This window comes from Haloarcula sp. 1CSR25-25, from assembly GCF_032027985.1.
GTDB lineage: Archaea > Halobacteriota > Halobacteria > Halobacteriales > Haloarculaceae > Haloarcula.
Genome location: NZ_JAHYBW010000002.1, coordinates 677,673 through 698,229, shown reverse-complemented (window position 1 = coordinate 698,229; position 20,557 = coordinate 677,673). Strand labels below are relative to the sequence as shown.

23 protein-coding genes are annotated in these 20,557 nt (G+C 65.4%); 5 read left to right on the top strand and 18 right to left on the bottom strand.

All coding sequences use genetic code 11. The annotated features are described in order from the left end of the window. Positions 1 to 82: 82 nt before the first annotated feature. Positions 83 to 412 carry a hypothetical protein gene (locus KZ498_RS08725; RefSeq protein ID WP_312618301.1) on the bottom strand — a complete coding sequence of 110 codons (330 nt, stop codon included), beginning with the start codon at positions 410 to 412 and terminating at the stop codon, positions 83 to 85. A gap of 3 nt (positions 413 to 415) precedes the next feature. Then, the gene (locus KZ498_RS08720) at positions 416 to 790 is read right to left on the bottom strand and encodes a hypothetical protein (RefSeq protein ID WP_312618300.1); all 375 of its coding nucleotides are present in this window, start codon (positions 788 to 790) and stop codon (positions 416 to 418) included. A 295-nt stretch (positions 791 to 1,085) separates the two neighbouring features. On the opposite strand from KZ498_RS08720, the gene KZ498_RS08715 reads away from it, so the two are divergent. After that, the gene (locus KZ498_RS08715; RefSeq protein WP_312618299.1) at positions 1,086 to 2,081 is read left to right on the top strand and encodes a hypothetical protein; all 996 of its coding nucleotides are present in this window, start codon (positions 1,086 to 1,088) and stop codon (positions 2,079 to 2,081) included. A gap of 83 nt (positions 2,082 to 2,164) precedes the next feature. On the opposite strand, the gene KZ498_RS08710 is transcribed toward KZ498_RS08715, so the two are convergent. From KZ498_RS08710 to KZ498_RS08690, 5 genes are all read right to left on the bottom strand, one after another. Continuing rightward, positions 2,165 to 3,814 (bottom strand): PAS domain S-box protein, encoded by a 1,650-nt coding sequence (locus tag KZ498_RS08710; protein ID WP_312618298.1) that lies wholly within the window; start codon positions 3,812 to 3,814, stop codon positions 2,165 to 2,167. 262 nt (positions 3,815 to 4,076) lie between these two features. Next, positions 4,077 to 4,937, bottom strand: a complete 861-nt coding sequence (locus KZ498_RS08705) for a CPBP family intramembrane glutamic endopeptidase (protein ID WP_312618297.1) — start codon at positions 4,935 to 4,937, stop codon at positions 4,077 to 4,079. A 62-nt stretch (positions 4,938 to 4,999) separates the two neighbouring features. Then, a complete protein-coding gene (locus tag KZ498_RS08700; RefSeq protein WP_312618296.1) occupies positions 5,000 to 5,548 on the bottom strand; it encodes a DUF1684 domain-containing protein in 549 nt (182 codons plus the stop codon). Positions 5,549 to 5,651: 103 nt separating this feature from the next. Beyond that, positions 5,652 to 6,506, bottom strand: coding sequence for a UbiA family prenyltransferase (locus tag KZ498_RS08695; RefSeq protein ID WP_312618295.1), 855 nt, complete (start codon positions 6,504 to 6,506; stop codon positions 5,652 to 5,654). 52 nt (positions 6,507 to 6,558) lie between these two features. Next, positions 6,559 to 6,930 (bottom strand): hypothetical protein, encoded by a 372-nt coding sequence (locus KZ498_RS08690; RefSeq protein WP_312618294.1) that lies wholly within the window; start codon positions 6,928 to 6,930, stop codon positions 6,559 to 6,561. A 165-nt stretch (positions 6,931 to 7,095) separates the two neighbouring features. Between KZ498_RS08690 and KZ498_RS08685 the strand changes: the two genes are divergently transcribed. Next, positions 7,096 to 7,491: an OsmC family protein gene (locus KZ498_RS08685; RefSeq protein WP_312618293.1), complete on the top strand. Its 396-nt coding sequence runs from the start codon at positions 7,096 to 7,098 to the stop codon at positions 7,489 to 7,491. 170 nt (positions 7,492 to 7,661) lie between these two features. After that, a complete protein-coding gene (locus tag KZ498_RS08680; RefSeq protein WP_312618292.1) occupies positions 7,662 to 8,108 on the top strand; it encodes a DUF5799 family protein in 447 nt (148 codons plus the stop codon). On the opposite strand, the gene KZ498_RS08675 is transcribed toward KZ498_RS08680, so the two are convergent. Continuing rightward, positions 8,105 to 8,254 carry a hypothetical protein gene (locus tag KZ498_RS08675; RefSeq protein ID WP_312618291.1) on the bottom strand — a complete coding sequence of 50 codons (150 nt, stop codon included), beginning with the start codon at positions 8,252 to 8,254 and terminating at the stop codon, positions 8,105 to 8,107. The two genes, KZ498_RS08680 and KZ498_RS08675, sit on opposite strands and share 4 nt — an antisense overlap. A gap of 119 nt (positions 8,255 to 8,373) precedes the next feature. Here KZ498_RS08675 and KZ498_RS08670 point away from each other — a divergent pair, with 119 nt between their 5' ends. Both KZ498_RS08670 and KZ498_RS08665 read left to right on the top strand, forming a co-directional pair. Next, positions 8,374 to 9,156 carry a class I fructose-bisphosphate aldolase gene (locus KZ498_RS08670; protein WP_004962592.1) on the top strand — a complete coding sequence of 261 codons (783 nt, stop codon included), beginning with the start codon at positions 8,374 to 8,376 and terminating at the stop codon, positions 9,154 to 9,156. A 3-nt stretch (positions 9,157 to 9,159) separates the two neighbouring features. Next, positions 9,160 to 10,287 (top strand): hypothetical protein, encoded by a 1,128-nt coding sequence (locus KZ498_RS08665; protein WP_312618290.1) that lies wholly within the window; start codon positions 9,160 to 9,162, stop codon positions 10,285 to 10,287. A 32-nt stretch (positions 10,288 to 10,319) separates the two neighbouring features. Here the strand turns inward: KZ498_RS08665 and pfkB are convergent, their stop codons facing one another. The 10 genes from pfkB to ilvB all read right to left on the bottom strand — a co-directional run bounded on the left by pfkB (position 10,320) and on the right by ilvB (position 20,286). After that, complete coding sequence (gene pfkB / locus KZ498_RS08660) at positions 10,320 to 11,228, bottom strand: 1-phosphofructokinase (protein WP_312618289.1); 909 nt, start codon at positions 11,226 to 11,228, stop codon at positions 10,320 to 10,322. After that, positions 11,225 to 11,986 (bottom strand): HTH-type transcriptional regulator GlpR, encoded by a 762-nt coding sequence (gene glpR, locus KZ498_RS08655; protein ID WP_312618288.1) that lies wholly within the window; start codon positions 11,984 to 11,986, stop codon positions 11,225 to 11,227. Before glpR ends, pfkB begins: the two co-directional genes overlap by 4 nt. Before the next feature lie 88 nt (positions 11,987 to 12,074). Further along, complete coding sequence (locus KZ498_RS08650; protein WP_312618287.1) at positions 12,075 to 13,058, bottom strand: isocitrate/isopropylmalate dehydrogenase family protein; 984 nt, start codon at positions 13,056 to 13,058, stop codon at positions 12,075 to 12,077. Between the two features lie 439 nt (positions 13,059 to 13,497). Beyond that, entirely contained in the window at positions 13,498 to 14,238 is a 741-nt protein-coding gene (locus tag KZ498_RS08645) for a DUF6293 family protein (RefSeq protein WP_312618286.1), read from the bottom strand. 203 nt (positions 14,239 to 14,441) lie between these two features. Next, positions 14,442 to 15,140 (bottom strand): 3-isopropylmalate dehydratase small subunit, encoded by a 699-nt coding sequence (gene leuD / locus KZ498_RS08640; RefSeq protein ID WP_312618285.1) that lies wholly within the window; start codon positions 15,138 to 15,140, stop codon positions 14,442 to 14,444. 100 nt (positions 15,141 to 15,240) lie between these two features. Then, positions 15,241 to 16,662 carry a 3-isopropylmalate dehydratase large subunit gene (gene leuC, locus KZ498_RS08635; protein ID WP_312618284.1) on the bottom strand — a complete coding sequence of 474 codons (1,422 nt, stop codon included), beginning with the start codon at positions 16,660 to 16,662 and terminating at the stop codon, positions 15,241 to 15,243. Next, a complete protein-coding gene (locus KZ498_RS08630; RefSeq protein WP_312618283.1) occupies positions 16,659 to 16,916 on the bottom strand; it encodes a hypothetical protein in 258 nt (85 codons plus the stop codon). The genes leuC and KZ498_RS08630 overlap by 4 nt, the downstream gene beginning before the upstream one ends. Beyond that, on the bottom strand, positions 16,909 to 17,940 hold the full coding sequence (gene ilvC / locus KZ498_RS08625) for a ketol-acid reductoisomerase (RefSeq protein ID WP_312618282.1): 1,032 nt from the start codon (positions 17,938 to 17,940) through the stop codon (positions 16,909 to 16,911). Before ilvC ends, KZ498_RS08630 begins: the two co-directional genes overlap by 8 nt. After that, positions 17,933 to 18,520, bottom strand: a complete 588-nt coding sequence (ilvN, locus tag KZ498_RS08620) for an acetolactate synthase small subunit (RefSeq protein ID WP_312618281.1) — start codon at positions 18,518 to 18,520, stop codon at positions 17,933 to 17,935. The genes ilvC and ilvN overlap by 8 nt, the downstream gene beginning before the upstream one ends. A gap of 8 nt (positions 18,521 to 18,528) precedes the next feature. After that, positions 18,529 to 20,286 carry a biosynthetic-type acetolactate synthase large subunit gene (gene ilvB, locus KZ498_RS08615; RefSeq protein WP_312618280.1) on the bottom strand — a complete coding sequence of 586 codons (1,758 nt, stop codon included), beginning with the start codon at positions 20,284 to 20,286 and terminating at the stop codon, positions 18,529 to 18,531. Positions 20,287 to 20,557 lie beyond the last annotated feature (271 nt).

The following is a 20,557-nucleotide window of genomic DNA, read 5'->3' as shown; positions in this document are numbered from 1 at the left end:
CCGGCACGAGGGTTTGCCGGCTGACGTGGCACACCGCCGAGGATGATGCCGGACGTTAGTGTTCCGGGCGTACACTTTCGAACTACCGCAGATACGTCTCCAATGAGTCTACGACGCGGCCCACGAATTCGTCAGCAACTCGGCCCTGCCACGCAACGAGGTCTTCGCTCCGGGGCGAGTGGATCGCCCACGGCGAGACGAACGACTCTCGTGGAACACCGCCCGTTTCCCAGATGTCCTCCCCGAGACGAAGCGAGTCGTCGTATTCCTTCGTCGAGATAGCGACCGCGACGTGTTGCTCGTCGGCAAACGGGTGAGAACTGTTGTTCACGACGAGCCACGGCCGCTGGCGATCAGTGCCGAGTTTGAACGGGTCGGTACTCCTGACGACATCGCCGCGTTCCGGCTCCATCGATTACTCGTCCTCGCTCGAATCCTGTTCGCTCGGATGTGGCTGGTCTGGTGCGACAGCGTCCCAGTGCTCCGACTCGATTCCGCCGTCGGCTTCGTCAAGTTGGGCGCTCACGTCGTGCAGATCGTACGCTGCGGCGACCCGCTGTTCGTCCTCCGTGATTGCCCAGTACTGTCCTCGGTGGCGGACGAGGTCACGCTCTTTCAATCGCGTGAGCGCGGTGCCGACCGTGTTCGGGTCCTCGTCGATGGCAGTAGCTATCTCCGACCGAGTGAACGCTGCGTCCCGGTTCGCGTGGAGGTACGTAATCACCTGTTCGGGCACACTCGGCCCCTCTGGAAGCTCACCCGATTCGAACTCGTCGATGCTCACGGGCATACTGTGAAATTAGCATGCTTACGTAATGAATGTACTGGCGTACTTCGAATGTGGATTCACTAGTAGATTATCACCCGGAAGTGTTCCGGGCGTACGTTCCGAAGGGACAGTTGTTAGACGAGGAAGCAGATGTGCCACGCGAAGTAGCGGAACTGACGGGCGCTGTCCGTCAACCGTCGGGACATTCACACCGCGAGAGAGTTACCCAGCCCCAAGACTATGAAATGACGCCTCGAAGCGGTAGTGAACGCGTGATGGTTCTATCGACAGTACGACGGTCCTCCCGGAGGAGTCAATGAGTGAGAGGGTGTCGACGGCGAGTTCGGTCCGGAATATCGATGGCATCGGGGAACGAGCGTTGCATTGGCTCGTTCTGAGCGGGAATCGGATCGCCGTCACAGGCGTTCTCGTCGGCGCTATCGCGGCGCTGTTTTTTACGCTCGTCCGACTCGGACTGGTGGCTATCGGGCCAGGGAGTGCCGCGGCGTCGGCCTTCGGAAGCGGATTCGTTTCCGGCACGGTGACACTCGTGACCATCGCGCTCTCTATCAACCAACTGGTCCTCTCGCGCATGTTCGGGTCCCCAGGGGAACTGTTCGACCAGATGGACGGCACGCGTGACCTCCGCCGTCGGGTCCGTGAGCACGCCGGCGAGTCGTCCGTCCCGAACGACCCGGCGGACTTTCTCGGGCTGACCGCCGAGACGCTCACCGAACGCGCGAACCGCCTCAGTGCAGCGTTCGAGGCCAGTGACGACACGCCCGCCGAGGCGCAAGACTACGCGGAGGGGATCGCAACGTACGGCGAGAGCATCGCCGAGAAGATAGAGAGTCAGACGGCCATCGTGAACGTTCTGGCGGTCGTCCTGGGTACCGAATACGCACAGAACATGACCGCGACGGAACACCTACAGAACGAGTACGACCAGTTCCCCCCGGCCGCCGAGTCGGAACTCGACGCGATAGACGACCTCCTGGAGGCTATCGCCGTCACGCGTCAGTTCTTCAAGACGCTCTCGCTCCAGCAGGACTTCGCTCGACTCTCCCGTGTGGTCGCGTACAGCGGCCTCGTCGCCCTCGCCACCACCGTCGCGATGGCCCTCGTCTACCGGCCCGACTCCGTGACCGTTCCGGAACCGTATCTCGCAGTTGCGTTTAGCCTCAGTCTCGGGGTCATCGTCACCCCGCTCGCTGTGTTCATCGCGTACATGTTCCGTGCGGCAACCATCGCCCGCCGTACTGTCTCGGTCGGCCCGTTCGTTCCGCCCGAAGAGCGAGGCGACAACGGGTGAGCCACGTCGTCTGGGCTGTCCCGGACGAGCGAGCGCGTGTCCGGCCACAGAGAGTCCAACATCGCCGCCAATCTCGGCCGACACTACGACGTCGGCGGCCACTGGGTCTGGTTGTCGCGTCGGTCCAGCTCGTGTTTCAGCCAACTGGCGAGCAGTTCGACAAAGGTCTCCTCTTCCTGCCTGAACTGGTCGCTGCGGGGGTCGCGAGCGACGAAACAGACCGTCCCGAACAGCTCACCGTCGACTTCGATTGCAGCACCGAGGTAACAGCCGAGGCCGCGTTGCTGGTATGCTGGGTCGTCTCCCAGGCCCTGTTGCTCGGCGTTGTAGACGGAAAACAGGCTGTCGGATTCGACCGTCCGTCGGCAGTACGTCTCGGAGAGCGGTATCGTGTCGCCCGGGGCGACGAGAGACGGGTCGCCGCCGATGGCGATTAGTTCGTGTGTCCCCGCCTCGGGATCGATGGCGACGAGACGGCCCTGGTCGACGCCCAGGTACTCGACGCCGAGTTCCAGCGCGTCGACTAACCGCTGTTCGAATCGGCGGTCCGTATCGTTCGTAATCTGGTAGAGTCGTTCGCGATACCGTTCGGCCTGTGCCTGCACGCGCTCCCGTTCGATCTGGTCCGTGATGTCCTTAGTCACTTTCGCGAAGCCACGAATCTCGTCGTGTTCCCGGAGCGCCGTGATGGTCTCGTCGGCCCAGAACGTGCTCCCATCCTTCCGGACCCGGAGCCCACGGTCGGTGGCCTGGCCGCGCTCTCCGGCAGCTCGCAGCAGGTCCTCGGGGATGCCGTCGGCCACCTGTTTCTCGGTGTGAAACGTCGAGAGATGCTCGCCGAGGATCTCGGACTCATCGTACTGCGTGATCTGTTTCGCGCCGGCGTTCCACGACCGGACGCGACCGTCGGGATCAAGCAGGAACAGGGCGTAGTTCTCGACCGCGTCGACGAGCAACCGGAACCGCTCGCGCTCGTGTCGCAGTTGTCTGTCGAGTTCGTCCCGGTCAGTCCTGTCGCGGACCACGCAGACGGCGCCTTCGTTCTCGATGCTCGCGACGGTGTGTTCGCCGACGAACTGCGTGCCGTCTGCCCGTTCGAGCAGCGTCTCACCCGTCCACGTCCCGTTCTCCTCGACGGCCGGGAGGATCTCGCCTTCGACCGTTTCGAGGCTCTCCGTCGAGTGTATCGTCCTCCAGTGTTCGCCCAGAAGGTCGTCGGGCTCGTAGCCGAACGTCTCCGCGTAGGCGCCGTTCAGATAGGTGAGCCGGCCCTCGCGGTCCAGCGTGCCGATGCCGTCCCAGGCCGCGTTCATCGCTCGCTGGCCCCGCAGGACCTGCAGTTCGTCTCTGCGGGCCTCGACTGCGTTTTGCACCCTGTTCGCCAGAATCGTGTACTGAGAGGTCCCCGGTTCCTTCTGGATGTAGTCCGTGACACCTGCGGAGATTGCTTCGGCCGCTATCTCTTCGCTGCCCTTCCCAGTGTAGAGGATGAACGGGAACCCTGGCGCGTCCTCGCGGATCTGTTCGAGGAACTCCAGCCCGTTCAGCCCGGGCATCTCGTAGTCGCTGACGATACAATCGTACGTGTCCTGCGGGCGGTCCGCCACGACGTCGTCGGCCCGCGTTGCGGTATCGACGCTGAAAGAGCCCGTGGCTCGCTCGAGGTATGCCGCAGTCAGATCGGCGAAGTCCGGTTCGTCATCGACATGCAGCACGCGCACTGAACCAGCCATCTGTCCGCACATAGTGCAAAAACGGTAATAAGAAATTTGTCATCTCAAGTGTATGTCGTCGCATCGAGTCCAGCCACTGTATGAAACGGCGGCACAGCAGAGGGCACTACTTAGCAGGTAGAGACGCTATCGAGGGGTAACAACCCTGTAGCTATCGGTCCGTCGGATAAATTGTCGGCATCGCCCTGTATTCACAAGCCAGGTGACCAGTCACATGAAATATAAACGTGACCTGTCACGAGCATGCCGGACCAGGCACCGCTCAGAACCCGCCGGTATAGAGAGCGCCCGCAGCGGACGAGAGCTCGCTACTGTATTTCACGCTGACGTACAGGCCGGTAAACAGCGTCGCGTTGTAGGCGCCGTGGATGAGCGAGGGGACGACGATGTTGTCCGTGTACTCGTAGGTCGCACCGAGGATGAGTGCCGGGATGAACAGGGCGCTCACCGAGACGAGCTTCCCAGTGACCGATCCGCCGCTGAGGGCGGGGTAGTGGATGCCGGCGAAGATGACGCTCGCGATGGCGACGCCTGCAATCGGACCGAAGTGGTCCCGGATGCGACCCTGGACGACACCGCGGAACAGCAGTTCCTCGCCCGGGCCGATGAGGAGGAACGAGGCGGGAATCAACAGGAGGAGGACGTCCGGGTTCTCCATCCCGATCTCCGCCGCCTGGTTCGCCGCCGGTTCGACTCCGAACATCGAGACGAGCATCGTGATGATGACCGCCACCACCACGAGCCCACCCATTGCGCTGGCATAGCCCAGCACGACGATACCGGCTTCACGGAGACTCGGCACGGCGATGCCGATCGAGAACTCGTCGCTGTCCGCCGAGTAAGAGAAGAGCTCGCGGACCTTCGACCGGACCACCGGCCTGAGTTTGATGTACGTGTACGCGATGACCGGGCAGCCGATCCCCTGGACCGTTATCAGCCCGAGCACGAGCGTCTGGACTGTCGTTATCTGGATTCCTGCGCCGAACGACAGGACAGCAGCGATAGTGAGCAGCAATATCGAGCCAAATCCGAGCCCTATCACACCCAACAGGAGCGCCGAGAAGAGCGTAAACCCGTACTGGAAGGCCTGCAGGACCGGACGGTCGCGGGTCGCCGTTGCCATAGGTCGCCTAGGTCGTGGTGATGTGTAAACAATTCGTTTGGTGTCGGTGCCGCGACCGCGTCTCAGTCGGTCCGTTCCCCGGCACTCACTGCGGTTTCGAGCCAGTTCGACTCCGGCGGTAGCGGACAGGAGAAGGTGTCGCTGTAGGCACAGAACGGCGAGTACGCGAGGTTGAAATCCAGCGTGATCTCGTCGCCGTCGCTCAGGTCGCGGTCGGGTTCCAGTTCCATGTAGCGGCCGCCGTCGTAGCTCTGCTGGCCGGTCGTCTTGTCCCGGAACGGGACAAAGAGCGTCCGGGACTCGTCGGCGGCCTGCCGGAACGCGTGCAGTTCGCGGGACTCCCCGTCGAGGTCGAACGACAGCGTCGCGACGTGGAGGTACCGCACCGTCCGGTCGTCGCTCGTCTCCAGGTCGACTGACTCCGGGGTCTCGTGGACGGTAACCGCCGCTTCGACCCGGTATTCGGGGTCCGGGTCGAAGTAGCTGAGTCCGTCGAAGTCGTCGCGCTCCGCCGGCGGAATCGGCGATTGGCGGTGCTCGGAGAAGAAGCGGTCTTTCTCGGCCCGGTTCGCCTCCACTTGTGTCGCCCAGTCCTCGGTGTCTTCGTCCATAGGGAGACAGTGGTGGCCACGCAGTTTCAGTCCGGCGACTCGGCGGCCGAGGAAAAATCCCGATGGGAGAGCGGCTCAGACGACTCGCGTGCGGAAGAGGGACTCACGCAAGCGGTCGGAACCAGACCGCGGTGACGAGGACGGCCAGCAGGAGGTACGACCCGCGAATCAGCAGCATCGTCGCGGTTTCGGGGTCGCCACGCTGGGCGATGGCCGCGACAGTCCCGAAGACGAGCGCGGCCGCCGCAGCGCTGGGCGGGATGCCCGGCAGTGCCACGGACAGGCCGACGATTCCGAGGAGGCCCGCCCCGAACAGGCCGAGCGCGAGCCGTCGGGCACGCCGGTGGCCCAGTACGACGGCGACGGTCCGTTTCTGTATCGACCGGTCGTAGTCGTAGTCCTGCTCGTCGTCGATGATCTTGATGCCGGTCAGCAACAGGAGGAACACGGCCGCGAGACCGACGGCTCGCGGCGTCAGCGTCGTCACCTGGGCGTAGTAGCCGCCAAGCAGCGCCAGCGCGATACCCGTCGGGTAGCCCATCGTCGCGCCGACGGGGTTCATGTCCAGTTGCGGCGCGTGCGTGTAGCCGATGACCCAGGTCGGAACCGTCAGCAGCGCCGCGCCGGGCCCGGCCAGAAGCGAGATGGCCGCCACACAGAGCGCGAAGCCGACGCCGGCACCGACCAGCGCCATCCGACAGCCCGAGGCAGTGAGGGGATGGTCCTCGTCCTCGCCGCGGACGTGAAAGTCGACGTAGCCGTCCTTGACGTGGGCCGTGTAGACGGCGAAAAACATCGCTCCCGCGTGGAGCGCGGCCACCGGCGGCCAGAATCCCCCAGAGAGCACCCCACCGAACAGCGAGGTCGCAAGCGGCGGCAGCATGAACACCGGGTGCACCTGCGATGCCAGGGCACTCACAGTTGCGACCGGACCGGTTTCGTGTCGGGCGACTGCCATACGAATGCAAGGCACGGCTGGGTAAAAAAGACCCAGGCGCGTTGTTTCGGTCCTACCGCCAGTTCGACCGGTCCAGCACGAACCCCGAGATGTGCGAGGCCAGTTCCCTGGCGTCTCTCTCGGTGTCCGCGTGGAGTTCGCCGGACACCGGGCCGGCCTCGCCGCCGACGCCCTCCGTCTCCGATATCGGGTCCGTCGTGGTCGGATACGGTCGGCGGGACCGAACCCGGTCCCGAAGCGCCTGGACGGCGGCGTCCGAGAGCTCGTAGGACAGGTGCTGGAGGTCGTACCGGACGATGAACCCCCGAGACGCGTCCCGGACGGCGAGGACCGGTTGCCCTCTGTCCCGACAGCGCTCCCAGATTTCGCGCTGGTGTTCCCGCGTGGCGTACACCGGCACGTTCGACGGTGCGAGGTGTTCCATCGCCCGTTCGTAGGGGCTGGAGGTGTATTACCTTTCGGCAGTGGTCGAGGGCCGCTCTGCCCGCGGTATTCCGGTACCGCGCTGATGAGGCATCTGTGGTCCGCGCCCGCGAGCGGATGCCACGCAGGAAACGTTTAGAGGGAGGGCTGTGACCCACACACTGCTATGGCAGACATCGAAGTCGAAAGCACGTGCGAGGAAGGCTACACGGTAGAGAGCGTCATCAACGGCGAGTGGGAACTCATCGTCGACGCGCTGAGCGAGAACGGGCCCTCGCCGAACGAGGTGCTGGCCGCCGACTACGCCTCCTGTTACATTCCGGCGCTGCGGGTCGCCGCCGACAAGTACGGCCACGATGACATCGGCACCATCGACGTCGAAGTCGCCGCAGGTCTCGACGAGGACGACGACCTGGAGTACATCGACTTCCACGTCGAGGTCGAGGCGTCGCTGGCCGACGAAGAGCAGGACATCGTCGAACTCGCCGAGGACATCTGTCACGTCCACTCGGCGCTGCGGGACGAGCTTCATGCCGAGATCACCATCGAGTCCGGCGTCTGAGCGCAGTAACGCGGCGGTCTCACTCGCTTTTTACGGGCCACAGGCCCAGAGGCGGTCACTCCGGGAACAGCGGGCAGACAGTCGTAGTGGTATCGTCGCCAGTGTGACAATACTGCGACCGCCGGCCGAAGCGGGAAACGCTCATACCGCCGGCCCGCAAACACCTGCCTATGAGTGACTCAGACTGGACCGACCGCATCGCCGGCGAACGGATGGCGGTCGACCAGCGGTTCAACGACCAGGTCGAAGCGTCGTCGTTCTCCAGCCAGCAGTGGGGACTGGTGATGACTGCCGTCGAGTTCGAGATAGAGAACCCGGGCGACCCCGACGCCGCTCGGATCGTCGCCGATACGTCGAAGCTCTCGAGTGTCATGCCGGAGATGGAGCGGGTCGCGAACCAGGGCCCGATGGGCGGACCTGGCGGGGACAGCGGTAGCTCCGGGGGCGGCCTCCTCTCCGGTGTCAAGGACGCGCTCGGACTCGGTGGGTCTGGTGGCGGTAGCAAACAGCAGGAGGAAGAGGCGGCACGCCTCGCACAGGCGTACGCCGAACAGCTACAGGAGAAACTGGAATCGAAGGGACGCTGGCAGTCCGTCTGTGAACAGGCCCAGGGTTAGTACTCGTCGCCGGCGTGGAACAGTGTCAACTCCTCGGCCTCGTAGATGTTGATGAGTTCCGTCACGATGTCGTCGTACGATTCGTCCTCGACGCGGAGGTCGTCGAGACGGTCCACCGTTTCGGCGTCCAGTTCCACGGTTGGCATGGCTGGACCTTTCACTGGAACACACTTAATTCCCGCCCACGCTCAAAAACGAACGCGAACAGTAGTAACAAATCAGAACCGAAAACTGTTAATGGTCGTTCTCGGTAGAAAGAGGACACATGCGACCACTGGGTGACTCACCGCTCGTACGGAACGACAAGACGCTCGTGCTGGCCCACGACCACGGGCTGGAACACGGTCCCAAGCAGTTCAGCGGCGTCGAGGAGCGCCTCGACCCCCGCGAAGTGTTCGAGATGGCGACCCACGACGCCGTGACGGCGCTGGCCGTCGGGAAGGGCCTCGCCGAGACGTACTACCCGAGCTACGAGGACGACGTGAACCTGCTCGCGAAATTAAACGGCGGCTCGGACCTCTGGATGGGCGACCCGTACTCGCCCCAGAACTGGTCGGTCGACTACGCGGCCGAACTCGGTGCTGACGCCATCGGCTACACTGTCTATCCGGGCGTCAACCGCGAGACCGACATGTTCGAGGACTTCCGCCCGGTCCAGGAGAACGCCCGCGACCACGACCTGCCCATCGCGATGTGGTCGTACCCGCGCGGCCAGGCCATCAAGGAGCACCGCAGCCCCTCCACCATCGCCTACGCGGCCCGCATCGGCCTCGAACTGGGTGCTGACTTCACGAAGGTCAAGTACCCGCGTGACAAGGAGGCGATGGCCCACGCCGTCCGCTCGGCCGCGGACAACCGCGTCCTCCTCTCGGGCGGTTCGAAGACCTCCGACCGCGACTTCCTCGAACTCGTCGAGGACTGCATGGACGTCGGCGTCGCCGGCCTCGCCGTCGGCCGCAACGTCTGGCAGCGCGACGACCCCTACGACATCCTCGACAAGCTCGAAGGCGTCATCTTCGAGGACGCGACGGCGGACGACGTCCTGTAGGCCATGGACGAGGAGACGCGCCGAGCCGTCGCCGCGGCGGACGAGGCGTTGCCACCCAGGAACGCGCTCCCCGGCGCCATCGACACCGGCCGGGTCGTCTTCGGTTTCGACGGCTACCTCGACCGCGTCCGGGAGGTCGTCGCCGACCGCACCGACCCCGAGAGCCACGAGCGACTCGCCACGCTGGAGGGTTTCGGCGACCGCATCGACCGCTCCGTCGCCGCCGACAGCTCGCTCTCCTTCGAGTGGCTCCAGCAGGGCAGTCGGACCGGCGGCCACACCAGTCACCTCGGGCGGGCCTTCGGCGGCTGGTCGTTCGACCCCGTGATGGTCGGGATGTACGGCGAGCCGGTCCACGACGCCTTCGAGTCGGAGTTCGGCGACTACGAACTCCACTCGCTGGGCGAACCCGGGGTCACCGACGCCGTCGAGTTCGACGACGGGAAGCTCATGCTCACCGAGATCGGCGACACGATGACGCTTGACTGGGCCGAACTCGACGCGGCCTTCGGCCACGACCGACTGGCCGGGAGACTCGCCGGCGCGAGCCTGTTAGGAACCGGCTACTGGTCCGAGACGCCGGACCTGCCGACAATCTTCGACGGGCTCCGGAACCTCTGGAGCGACATCGACGACCCGCCCGGGACAGTGCTTCTCGACCCCGGGGACGTGCGAAAGCTCGACGCCGACCGCCTGCGCGCCGGCCGAGAGGCCATCGGCCGGCTGGACGAGGTAACGGACGTGGTGGTCACCTCGAACCGCGCCGAGACGGGCGTCCTCGCGGACGCCTACGCCGGCGAGGCCGAGCGCTCGTTCACCGAGGACGCCCAGGCGGTGTTCGAGGCGCTCTCGCCGACGTGGTTCGTCGGCCACGGCGTCGAGCGGTCGGTCGTCATCTCGGAGGAGGGCACCGACAGCGTGGCCGTGCCCGCCGTCTCGGACCCGGAACTGACGACCAGTTCCGGCGACCACTTCAACGCCGGGCTGGGTCTCGCCCGCATCGCCGGCCTCCCGCCCGCCGCCGCCGTAGTCCTCGGCAACGCCGTCGCCGGCTACTTCGTCCGGACCGCCGACCAGCCGTCGCTGGCCGACGTGCGGGCGTTCGTCGACGACTACCTCGAGAAGTTCTGAGCGGTCGGGTCGTCCCCGGTTTTTTACTCCCGCTACAGCCGCCGCACCGTCACGCCGTCCCGGAGCGAGTCGACGTCGTCCAGGTCGGGAACGGCCGTCCCGGCCTGCTGGACGACCTGCGAGGAGACGGCCACGCCGGTCCGCAGCGCCGTCTCGTCGTCCGCGCCGGTTTCCCAGGCGCTCAGCACGCCCGCGAGGAGCGCGTCGCCGGCGCCGACGGTGTCGACGACGTCGATGTCGAGCGCTTCCGCGTACAGGTGGCCCGCGTCGCCGACGAGGACCGCGCCGTCAGCACCGAGAGAGGCCAGCACGCGGTCGAAGCCACGCTCTCTGAACGTCTCTGCCGCGTCCGCACACCCTTCGACAGTTGAGACGTCGGCCCCAGTGGCGTCGCCGAGTTCGGCCCGGTTCGGTTTGCAGAGTCCGTACTGAGCATCGAGTTCCCGGAGGACGTCGCCGCCGGTGTCGACGATGGTCTCCCAGTCGCCACCGGTCGCGATGCGGTCGATGGCGTCCGGGGACAGCCCCGGCGGCAGGCTCCCACCGACGAGCACGCGGTCGGGGGCCTGCGCTCGGACCTGTTCGAGCAGCGAATCGACGACCGACTCGCCGACCGTCGGCCCGTTCTGGTTCAGTTTGTACTCCTCAGAAGCGGCGATAGCGGTGGTGTTGAGCCGCGTCGTTCCGTCCACCTCGACGAAGGCCGTCTCGATGCCGTCGCCCTGCAGCGTGTCTCGGATGAACGAGCCGGTGAACCCGCCCAGCAGTCCCGTCGCGACGCACGGCCGGTCCATCGCGGTGAGCAACTGCGCGGCGTTGATGCCTTTCCCGCCCGCGTCGAACTGCGCTCCGTCAGCCCGCATGACGCGGTCGGGGGCCATCTGTTCGTCGAACTGGATCGTCTGGTCGACTGCGGGGTTGTAGGTAACGGTGACAATCATGTACTGACCTCCTCGACGGTCACGTCGGCGTCCGCGAGTGCCGCAGCGAGCGTCCCGGACGGGCTGGCGTCGGTGACCAGCAGGTCCACCTGGTCAAGGTCGGCGAAGCTGACGAAGCTCCGGTCGCCGAACTTCGACGCGTCCGCGACAAGCACCACCCGACGGGCGCGCTCGACCATCAGTTCCTTGATGGCCGCCTCGTCCTCGTTGGGGGTCGACAGCCCGGCGGCGCTGTCGAGGGCGTTCGTCCCCAGAAACAGCAGGTCGAAGTTCAGCCGTCCGACGGCTCGCTCGGCCGTCGGACCGACGAGCGCGCGGGTTCGCGGCCGGAGGGTCCCACCGGTGAGTTTGGTGTCGACATCTCGCTCGGCCAGTTCTGTGGCGAGGTCCGGCATGTTCGTCGCCGCGACGTAGTCTGTGTCCGGAACCGCGCGAGCGACCTCCATCGTCGTCGAGCCCGCGTCGAAACAGACCACCTGTCCCTCCCGGACCTCTCGGGCGGCCCGTTCGGCGATGGCCTGCTTCTCGGCGTAGTGTTCGACCTCACGCTGGCCGTACGGTCGTTCGGCCCCGACGGAGGACGCCGGCACTGCGCCGCCGTGGGACCGCTTGATCCGGCCTTCCGACTCCAGGTCCCGGAGGTCCCGACGGATCGTCGCCTTCGAGAACTCCAGTTCCGCGGCCAGCTCCGACACTGAACAGCCGTCTCGCTCTGTCACCAACTGGACGATAGTGCGCTTTCGCTCGGCCGGGAGCATCCTCTCGGCCGTGATTGTTTCGCTTCGGTTTTACCTCTTTCTATCGGGGCGTGCTTGTTTCTGACGGAATCGGGCGCGAGAAAACGGTCTACAGCTCGTCGATGACGGCCGCCGTCACGTCCTCGGTGGAAGCGTCACCGCCCAGGTCCGGCGTTCGGGGCCCCGAGTCGAGCACGGCCTCGACGGCCGTTCGGACCGCATCACCCTGGTCGTCGTAGCCGAGGTGGTCGAGCAACATCGCGGCGGAGAGAATCATCGCCGACGGGTTGGCGATGCCCTCGCCGGCGATGTCCGGCGCGGAGCCATGGACCGGTTCGAACAGCGCGTTCTCCTCGCCGATGTTGGCCGAAGGGAGGAGTCCGAGACCGCCGACGAGGCCCGCGGCGAGGTCCGAGAGCATGTCTCCCGCGAGGTTCGGACAGATGACGACGCCGTAGTCCTGCGGGGTCATGACGAGATGCATCGCAAGCGCGTCCATGAGCGCGGTGTCGTAGGACGCGTCCCGGTCCTCGCCGACCGCCGACGCCGCATCGAGGAACAGACCGTCGGTGGTACGCATGACGTTAGCCTTGTGGGCGATTGTCACGTCGTCGTAGCCGTTCCCCTTCGCGTAGCTGAACCCGTATTCGGCGATTTTCTCGGACGCCTCCTCAGTGATGACCCGGGTACAGGTGGTGACTCCTTCGGAGATTTCGCTCTCGATGCCCTTGTAGACGCCCTCGGTGTTCTCCCGGATGAACACGATATCCGTGTCGGGCTGGACGGCATCGAGTCCGGGATACGAGCGAGCCGGGCGGACGTTGGCGAAGGAGCCGACGACCTGCCGGAGGGGAAGGATGACGTCGGCCGCCGTCTCGCCGGCCGCGCCGAACAGCGTCGCGTCGGCGTCGGCCGCCAGTTCGCGTGTTTCCCGTGGGAGCGCCTCGCCGGTTTCCGCCTTCACTGCGTCGCCGGCCGCACCTTCGACGAAGTCGAAGTCCACGGCGTCGATGGCCTCCAGTACCTCGACCGCTGCGGGCGTGACCTCCTGTCCGATCCCGTCGCCGGGGATAACGGCAATCTCGTGTGTCATAGCGGGAGAGACGTAGCCGGCTGGTGAAAGTGGTTCGGTTCGCTGGCACCGAAATCACGGTCGAGAGCGGCGCCGAAGCCGCCCCGGAATAGAGGTACCGACGGACATCGTCGTGTCCGCGTGGCGTCAGCGGTGGACCGTCTCGACCCGTCGGGCGGTGGCTGTGGGTCGAGCCAGGTATAGCAGCAGGGTGGCACGGCTCCCCAGCGAGCGCACCGAACTGGTGGAGGGCCAAAGCGGCGGGAACGTCAGCGCGTCACCGGGGCCCGTGCGCACCCCAGTGTTGTCGTGGGTGATATGTATTTACTATCGCAAAACTATGCATACAATCAAAACTATAGATACTATCGCTTCTGAACGTATCATCTAAACGATTGCCACGACGAGTCTCGCTGCGACCGAGAGGTGACTTCGAACACTCGGCGTGAGATGGCTCGTCTCAGAGCTTGTGTCGGAACGCGTGGAGGACGTTCTCGCCAGTTTCGGTCAACTCTATCTGTTTCGTCCGGCCGACGTCACTGACCGTGATGTAGCCGTCCTCGACCAGTGGGTCGACGACGTTCGCGTTCAAGAGCGCGAACTTCGCCTTCTCGTTTGCCGGGTCAGCGTCGGCGATGAACGAGAGCCCGGCGTCCTCGGCGAACTCGATGAGGTCCGATTTCTTGGCGGAGTACGTGCTCGTATTTGTCCGCTCGAGATAGTCGAGCACCGCGACCTGGTCACGCGAGATGGCTTCGATCGGGTACGACGGGAGAACCTCCGCGCGCTCCATGCCGCGTGTCAGCGGCTCCGCTGAAATCGATGGGACGTGTTCCTCGGGGTGGACGTAGTACGCCGTCGCCGCCGTCGCCATGCACGCGATTGCGCTCCCGATGGCGGCCACCTTCGGCCCGCTGGAGACGTTGACCCGCACGATATCTTCGGGGTGGTCGGCGGAAAGCGTCGTCACGACCGCCAGCACGTCATAGAGGTCGTGTAACTCCGTTCGGTACAGTTCGACGCTGACGCCGTTGCCGTCCAGGTCTTCGATGAGCGCCTGCTGGTAGGATGTGAGCCGGGACGGCTCCGTCGTCGGGGTGAGGAGGTACACGTCGTCGGCGTTGTGTTGACGGATCGGCTCGGTAATCCGGTCGCGTTCGTGCCCCAGCGGGGCGATGTGTATCTCGCGGATCTGCTCCATGTGCGAAAACCGCCCCACACAGCCATTGTTCTTACCATCTCACAGACAAAAAACCCGTTCGGGCAAACCGCGGTCGCAAAGCGACCTCGCGTCAATCGTCCGCTTCTGCGAACCGGACGCTCACGCCCAAAACACGCGAAGCGGTTCTCTTGCGCTCACGGCGGTGCCGTTCGCGCGAACCGAGGTCGCGGGGTGACCTCGCGTTAATCGTCCGCTTCGATATCAGACCGCGTCTGGTCCAGATACGGCAGCTGCGAGGCCGTCTCCTCGATGGCGTTCTGGTTGGCCTTCATCAGCGCCGTCGTGTCCCAGATGCCCTCGACGAGGGCCTGTCGCTGGGCGCTGTCGACGGAGACGCTGATCTCGTTGCCGAGCTCAGAACTCTCCGAGTTCCCATCGGCTCGGGAATCGTCCGATTCCCGAACGCCGTAGCGGACCGTCTCGGCCGCCACGTCGACCTCGATCTCGCCGTCGGGGTTGTCGTCGACCCACTGCTGGAGCGCATTGATCGTCTCGTGGTCGGCCGTCACCGTCGGGATGCCCAGCGCCAGGCAGTTCCCGGCGAATATCTCGGCGAAGCCTTCGCCGATGATGGCGTCGATGCCCCAGCGCATCAGGGCCTGGGGCGCGTGCTCGCGGGAGGAGCCACAGCCGAAGTTGTTGTTGACCACCATGACGTTGGCGTCCTGGAACCGCTCCTCGTTCATCGGGTGGTCCTTCTGGTTGTCCTCGTCGTCGAAGCGGACGTCGAAGAAGGCGAACTCGCCCAGGCCGTCGAAGGTGACGACCTTCATGAACCGCGCGGGGATTATCTGGTCCGTGTCGATGTCGTTGCCGCGAATCGGGATACCGGTGCCCTCGACGTAGTCGACCTCCGGAATCTCCTCGGTGGCGTCGGTCATGCGACCACCTCCAGGACTTCGTCCTGGCGCGGCCGCATCGGACGCTCACGGGTCACTTCGCTCCCCGTTCGCGGTGACGAGACGCGTAGCGTCTCGCTGCTCATTGGAGTGCCACCTCCTTCAGGTCGCGCACGTCAGACACCTCGCCGGTGATGGCCGCGGCGGCCACCATCCGTGGGTTCATCAGGACGGTGCGGCCGTCCTTGCTTCCCTGTCGGCCGACGAAGTTCCTGTTGGAGGAGCTGGCACAGGCCTCGTCGCCCTCCAGCTGGTCCTCGTTCATGCCCAGACACATCGAACAGCCGGCGTTACGCCACTCGAAGCCGGCCTCCTCGAAGATGTCTTTCAGGCCCTCCGCCTCGGCGGCACGCTGGACGCGCTGGCTGCCGGGGACGACGAACGCGCGTACGTCGTCGGCGACGTCGCGGCCCTTGACGATGCGAGCCGCACGGCGCAGGTCCGGCATGCGAGCGTTGGTACAGGAGCCCAGGAAGGCGACGTCGATGTCGTACCCTTCCATGGTCTCGCCGGGCTCGACGCGCATGTGCTTCTGGGCGCGGCGGGCGGTGTCGACCTTGTCGTCGGCCAGGTCCTCGGGGGCCGGAATCGGGTCGTCGATGCCGATGCCCTGTCCGGGCGTGGTCCCCCACGTGACCACGGGGTCGAGCTCGCTGGCGTCGATTTCGACCACGTCGTCGTACTCGGCGTCGTCGTCGCTGCGGATGGACTCCCAGTACGGCTTGAGCTCCTCGAACTTCTCGGGGTTTGCCTGGAAGTAGTCCGTCCCCTCCAGCCACTCGTAGGTGGTCTCGTCGGGGTTGACATAGCCCGCGCGAGCGCCGCCCTCGATGGACATGTTACAGATGGACATCCGGCCCTCCATGTCGAGGTTCTCGATAGTCTCGCCGGCGTACTCATAGACGTAGCCGACGCCGCCTTCGGTCCCGAGCCGGCGGATAATCTCGAGGATGATGTCCTTGGCCTCGACGCCCTCGTCGAGTTCGCCGGTGACCTCTATCTTGCGGACCTTCTGTTTCTCCATCGCGATGGTCTGGGTCGCAAGCACGTCCCGTATCTGGCTGGTCCCGATACCGAACGCGAGCGCGCCGAAGGCGCCGTGGGTCGAGGTGTGGCTGTCACCACAGACGATGGTCTTCCCGGGCTGGGTGATGCCCTGCTCCGGGCCGATGACGTGGACGATACCCTGATCGCCCGTCGTCGGGTCGGAGAACTGGATGCCGGCGTCGCGGACGTTCTCCTCGAGTTCGGCCATCATCGTCTCGGCCGCGTCGTCGCTGTACGGTCGGTCCTGGTTCGCGGTGGGCACGATGTGGTCGACCGTCGCGTGGGTCAGGTCAGGTCGGGCGACCTCGAGGCCGCGCTCCTTGAGCATGCCGAAGGCCTGCGGGCTGGTGACCTCGTGGATGAGGTGCAGTCCGACGAACAGCTGGTCCTGGCCGTTCGGCAGGGTCGTGACTTTGTGCCGGTCCCATACTTTGTCGTACAGTGTTCCTGAACTCATACTGTCTCGTCCCGTCCTTCAGTCCCGCGCTCGTACGCGCGAGTGACGCCCTCGCCAGGTGGCTCGTGGTCGATGTCCTCCATCGTCTCCTCGGCCTGCTCCCCGTCGCGCTCGCCGCCGTCGGCGGCGACGACCGGGCCGCGGCGAAACACCGCGCCGAAGGTGGCGTTCGTCTCCGGGTGCGTGTGCTCGACGCTCCGCATCGTGTCCCGCGAGCCCGTCTCTTCGCTGGTGTCTGTGGTGTTGTCAGTCATCTGCAGGGGCTTCCTCTGTCTGGGCCTCGGCGTCGCCGCCCCACGAGAACAGTTCGCGCAGGCGGGAGCCGACGACCTCGAGCTGGTGGTTCTCTTCCGCGGCGCGATACTGTTTGTAGGATGGCCGGTTGGCCTGGTTCTCGTTGATCCACTCCCGGGCGAACTCCCCGTTCTGGACCTCTTCGAGAATCTTCTCCATCCCGTCGCGGTCGATGACCTCCTCGCCGCGGGTCAAGCCGCCGTATTCGGCCGTGTAGGAGACGGAGTCCCACATCCCCATGTGGCCGCCCTCGTACATCAGGTCGACGATGAGCTTGAGTTCGTTCAGGCACTCGAAGTAGGCCATCTCCGGCGAGTAGCCCGCGTCGACGAGGACCTCGAAGCCGGTGCGGACCATCTCGGTGACGCCGCCACAGAGGACGGCCTGCTCGCCGAAGAGGTCCGTCTCGACCTCTTCTTTGAACGTGGTCTCGATGACGCCGGCGCGGGTGCATCCGATGCCCTTCGCGTAGGCCAGTGACTCCTCTTTGGTGTTGCCGGTCGCGTCCTGGTAGACGGCGATGAGACCCGGCGTCCCCTCACCGCGCTCGTAGGTCCGTCGGACGAGGTGGCCCGGCGATTTGGGCGCGACCATCGTCACGTCGACGTCCTCCGGCGGTTCTATCTGGCCGTAGTGGATGTTGAAGCCGTGGGCGAACTGGAGCGTGTCGCCGGCGTCCAGTTCGTCCTCGATGGCTTCGTACACGAACGGCTGGACCGTGTCGGGGACGAGCATCACGACGCGGTCCGCCTCGCCAGCGGCGACGTCGGGGGTCTCGACGCGGAGGCCGGCGTCCTCGGCGTCGGCCCGCGAAGACGAGTCCTCGCGGAGGCCGACAATCACGTCGACGCCGGACTCGTGGAGGTTCAGCGCGTGGGCGTGGCCCTGTGACCCGTAGCCCAGCACGGCTACGGTCTCGTCGTCGATGGTCGATACGTCGGCGTCGTCGTCGTAGTAGACTGTTGTGGTGAATTCGTCAGACATCTTTCTCCAGTGTTTTCGGGCCGCGTTCAAGTGCGGCGGCCCCGGTTCGCACGATCTCCTGCACGTCGAACTGCTTGAACGCCTCGACGGCGGCGTCGATCTTCTGCTTGCTGCCCGTGATTTCGACGGTGACCGAGTCGGTCGACGCGTCGACGGCCTGCCCGTCGTACATGTCGGCGACCGCGTTGACGTCGTCGGGTTTCTCGCCGCTGACCTTCACCAGCGCGAGCTCCCGACGGACGGCCTCGCCTTCGAGTTCCCTGACCGAGATGACGGGCACGAGCTTCCGCAGTTGTTTTTTCGCCTGGTCGATCCCCGGTTCCGGCTCCTCGATGAGGATCGTCATCCGGGCTGTGTCCTCGTCGACTGTCGGCCCGACGGTGAGGCTTTCGATGTTGAACTGCCGTCGGCTGAACAGCGCCGACACCTCCGAAAGCACGCCCGGTCGGTGTTTGACCAGGGCTGACAGCACCGCCTGCCGCGGTTCGTGGGTCACTTCGGCCTCGGGGTCGACGCGGATTCCCTGCGTGTTGCGTCGGCCCTTCGGGCGCATCCGTTCGTCCGGCGCGGGGCCTGGCATTCCTCCAGTCATAGTTGGTCCAGATGGTCTTCTTCGAGCGCGAACAGGCCGTTGTCACCGCCGCTGGGGACCATCGGGAAGACGTTCTCCCCGGGGTCGATGTGGGCGTCGATGACGCTCGGGCCGTCGTAGTCGCGTGCTTCCTGTATCGTTTCCTCGACGTTGTCGTAGGATTCGAGCGTGAACCCGCGCGCGCCGAAGGCCTCGGCGAGCTTGTCGAACTGCGGTATCCACGGGTACTCCGAGGCCATCCGGCGGCCCTCGTAGAAGCCGTCCTGCCACTGGCGGACCATCCCGACCGCCTCGTTGTTCAGGACGACGTAGGTGATGTCCAGTTTCTCACGGACCGCGACCGACAGCCCCTGGACGGTCATCAGGAAGGAGCCGTCGCCGTCGAAGCAGACGACTTCCTGGTCCGGGGCGGCCAGTTTCGCACCGATGGCGGCGGGAACGCCGTAGCCCATCGTCCCGAGACCGTGAGAGGACACCCACGTCCGGGGCTCGGTGTACTCCCAGAACTGGGAGGCCCACATCTGGTGCTGGCCGACGCCGGTACAGACGATGGTGTCGTCGGGCGTCATGTCCGAGAACTTCTCGACGACGTACTGCGGTTTCAGCGGTTCGTCGTCGGGCGTGTCGTAGGACATCGGGTACTCCGACTTCCACACCTGGCACTGGTCGCGCCACTCGTCGGCTTCCGGCGCGCGCGGCATCGCGTCGAACAGCTGGCGAAGCACTTCCCGGGCGTCCCCGATGAGCGGATAGTCGGCGTAGACGTTCTTGCTGATCTCGGCGGGGTCGATGTCGACGTGGATGACCTCCGCGTCGGGGGCGAAGGAGTCGACGCCGCCGGTCAGGCGGTCGTCGAAGCGCGTCCCGATCGCCAGCATGCAGTCGGTGTTGGTGATCGCCATGTTGGCGTAGCCGGTGCCGTGCATCCCGGCCCATTCCAGCGAGAGTTCGTGGTCTTCGGGGAAGGAGCCGATGCCGGGCATCGTCGTGATGACCGGAATCTCGTACTCCTTTGCGAACTCCCGCAGGGCGTTCGACGCGTTCGCCTTGATGACGCCGCCGCCCGAGAGGATAACCGGGCGGTCGGCTTCGGCCAGCACCTCGGCGGCTTCCTGGACGTCCGCGTCGTCGGCTTCCTCGGGCACGTCGTAGGTGTCCGGGGTCTGTGGCATGCCGGGCTCGACCTCGGTTCCGCCCTGGGTCACGTCCTTCGGCAGGTCGACCAGCGTCGGTCCCTGCCGGCCGGCGTCGGCGAGTGCGAACGCCTCGCTGACGTCGTCGCCGACGGTGTCCGAGTCGGCGGCGAAGTAGCTCTCCTTCGTGATCGGCTGGGTGATGCCGACCGTGTCCGTCTCCTGGAAGGCGTCGTTGCCGACGAACTCCGTCGGGACCTGGCCGGTCAGCGCGATGACCGGGTCCGAGTCCATGTTCGCGTCGGCGATGCCGGTCACGAGGTTCGTCGCACCGGGCCCGGACGTGGCGAAACAGACGCCGGGGTCGCCGGTGACGATTCCGTACGCGTCCGCCGCGTGCGAGGCCCCCTGTTCGTGGGCCATCGTGACGTGGTTGATGTCGGAGTCGTACAGCGCGTCGTAGACGGGCATGATCGCGCCGCCCTGGACGCCGAAGACGTAGTCGGCCCCGGCGTTTTCCAGGGCCCGGATGACCGACTGCGCGCCCGTCGTGACGGGCTCCTGTTCCGTTTCCGACGCCCGTTCTTCCTCTTCTTTGGGGACGGATGCGCGTTCGCTCATCGTGTCCTCCCTCCGTCTGTTCGCGTTCGGGTTCGATACCGCGGTGGTGTGTGTGCTGCGTGCATGACTGGTGACTGTGTGGTGTTGTAGCGAATCGGTTCGACTGGGTGTGAAAATGTGGAAAGAGGGGCTATGGTGCCCCTACAATACCCACGCCGAGAATAGCGGTCGCGGCGCTGGCGAGCGGTCGAACCTGACGCCCAGCGGCCGCGGTCATCACGTCCGAAAGCAGTTCGTCCCGAATAATAAACGTTCTGTGATAGTCGTTGGC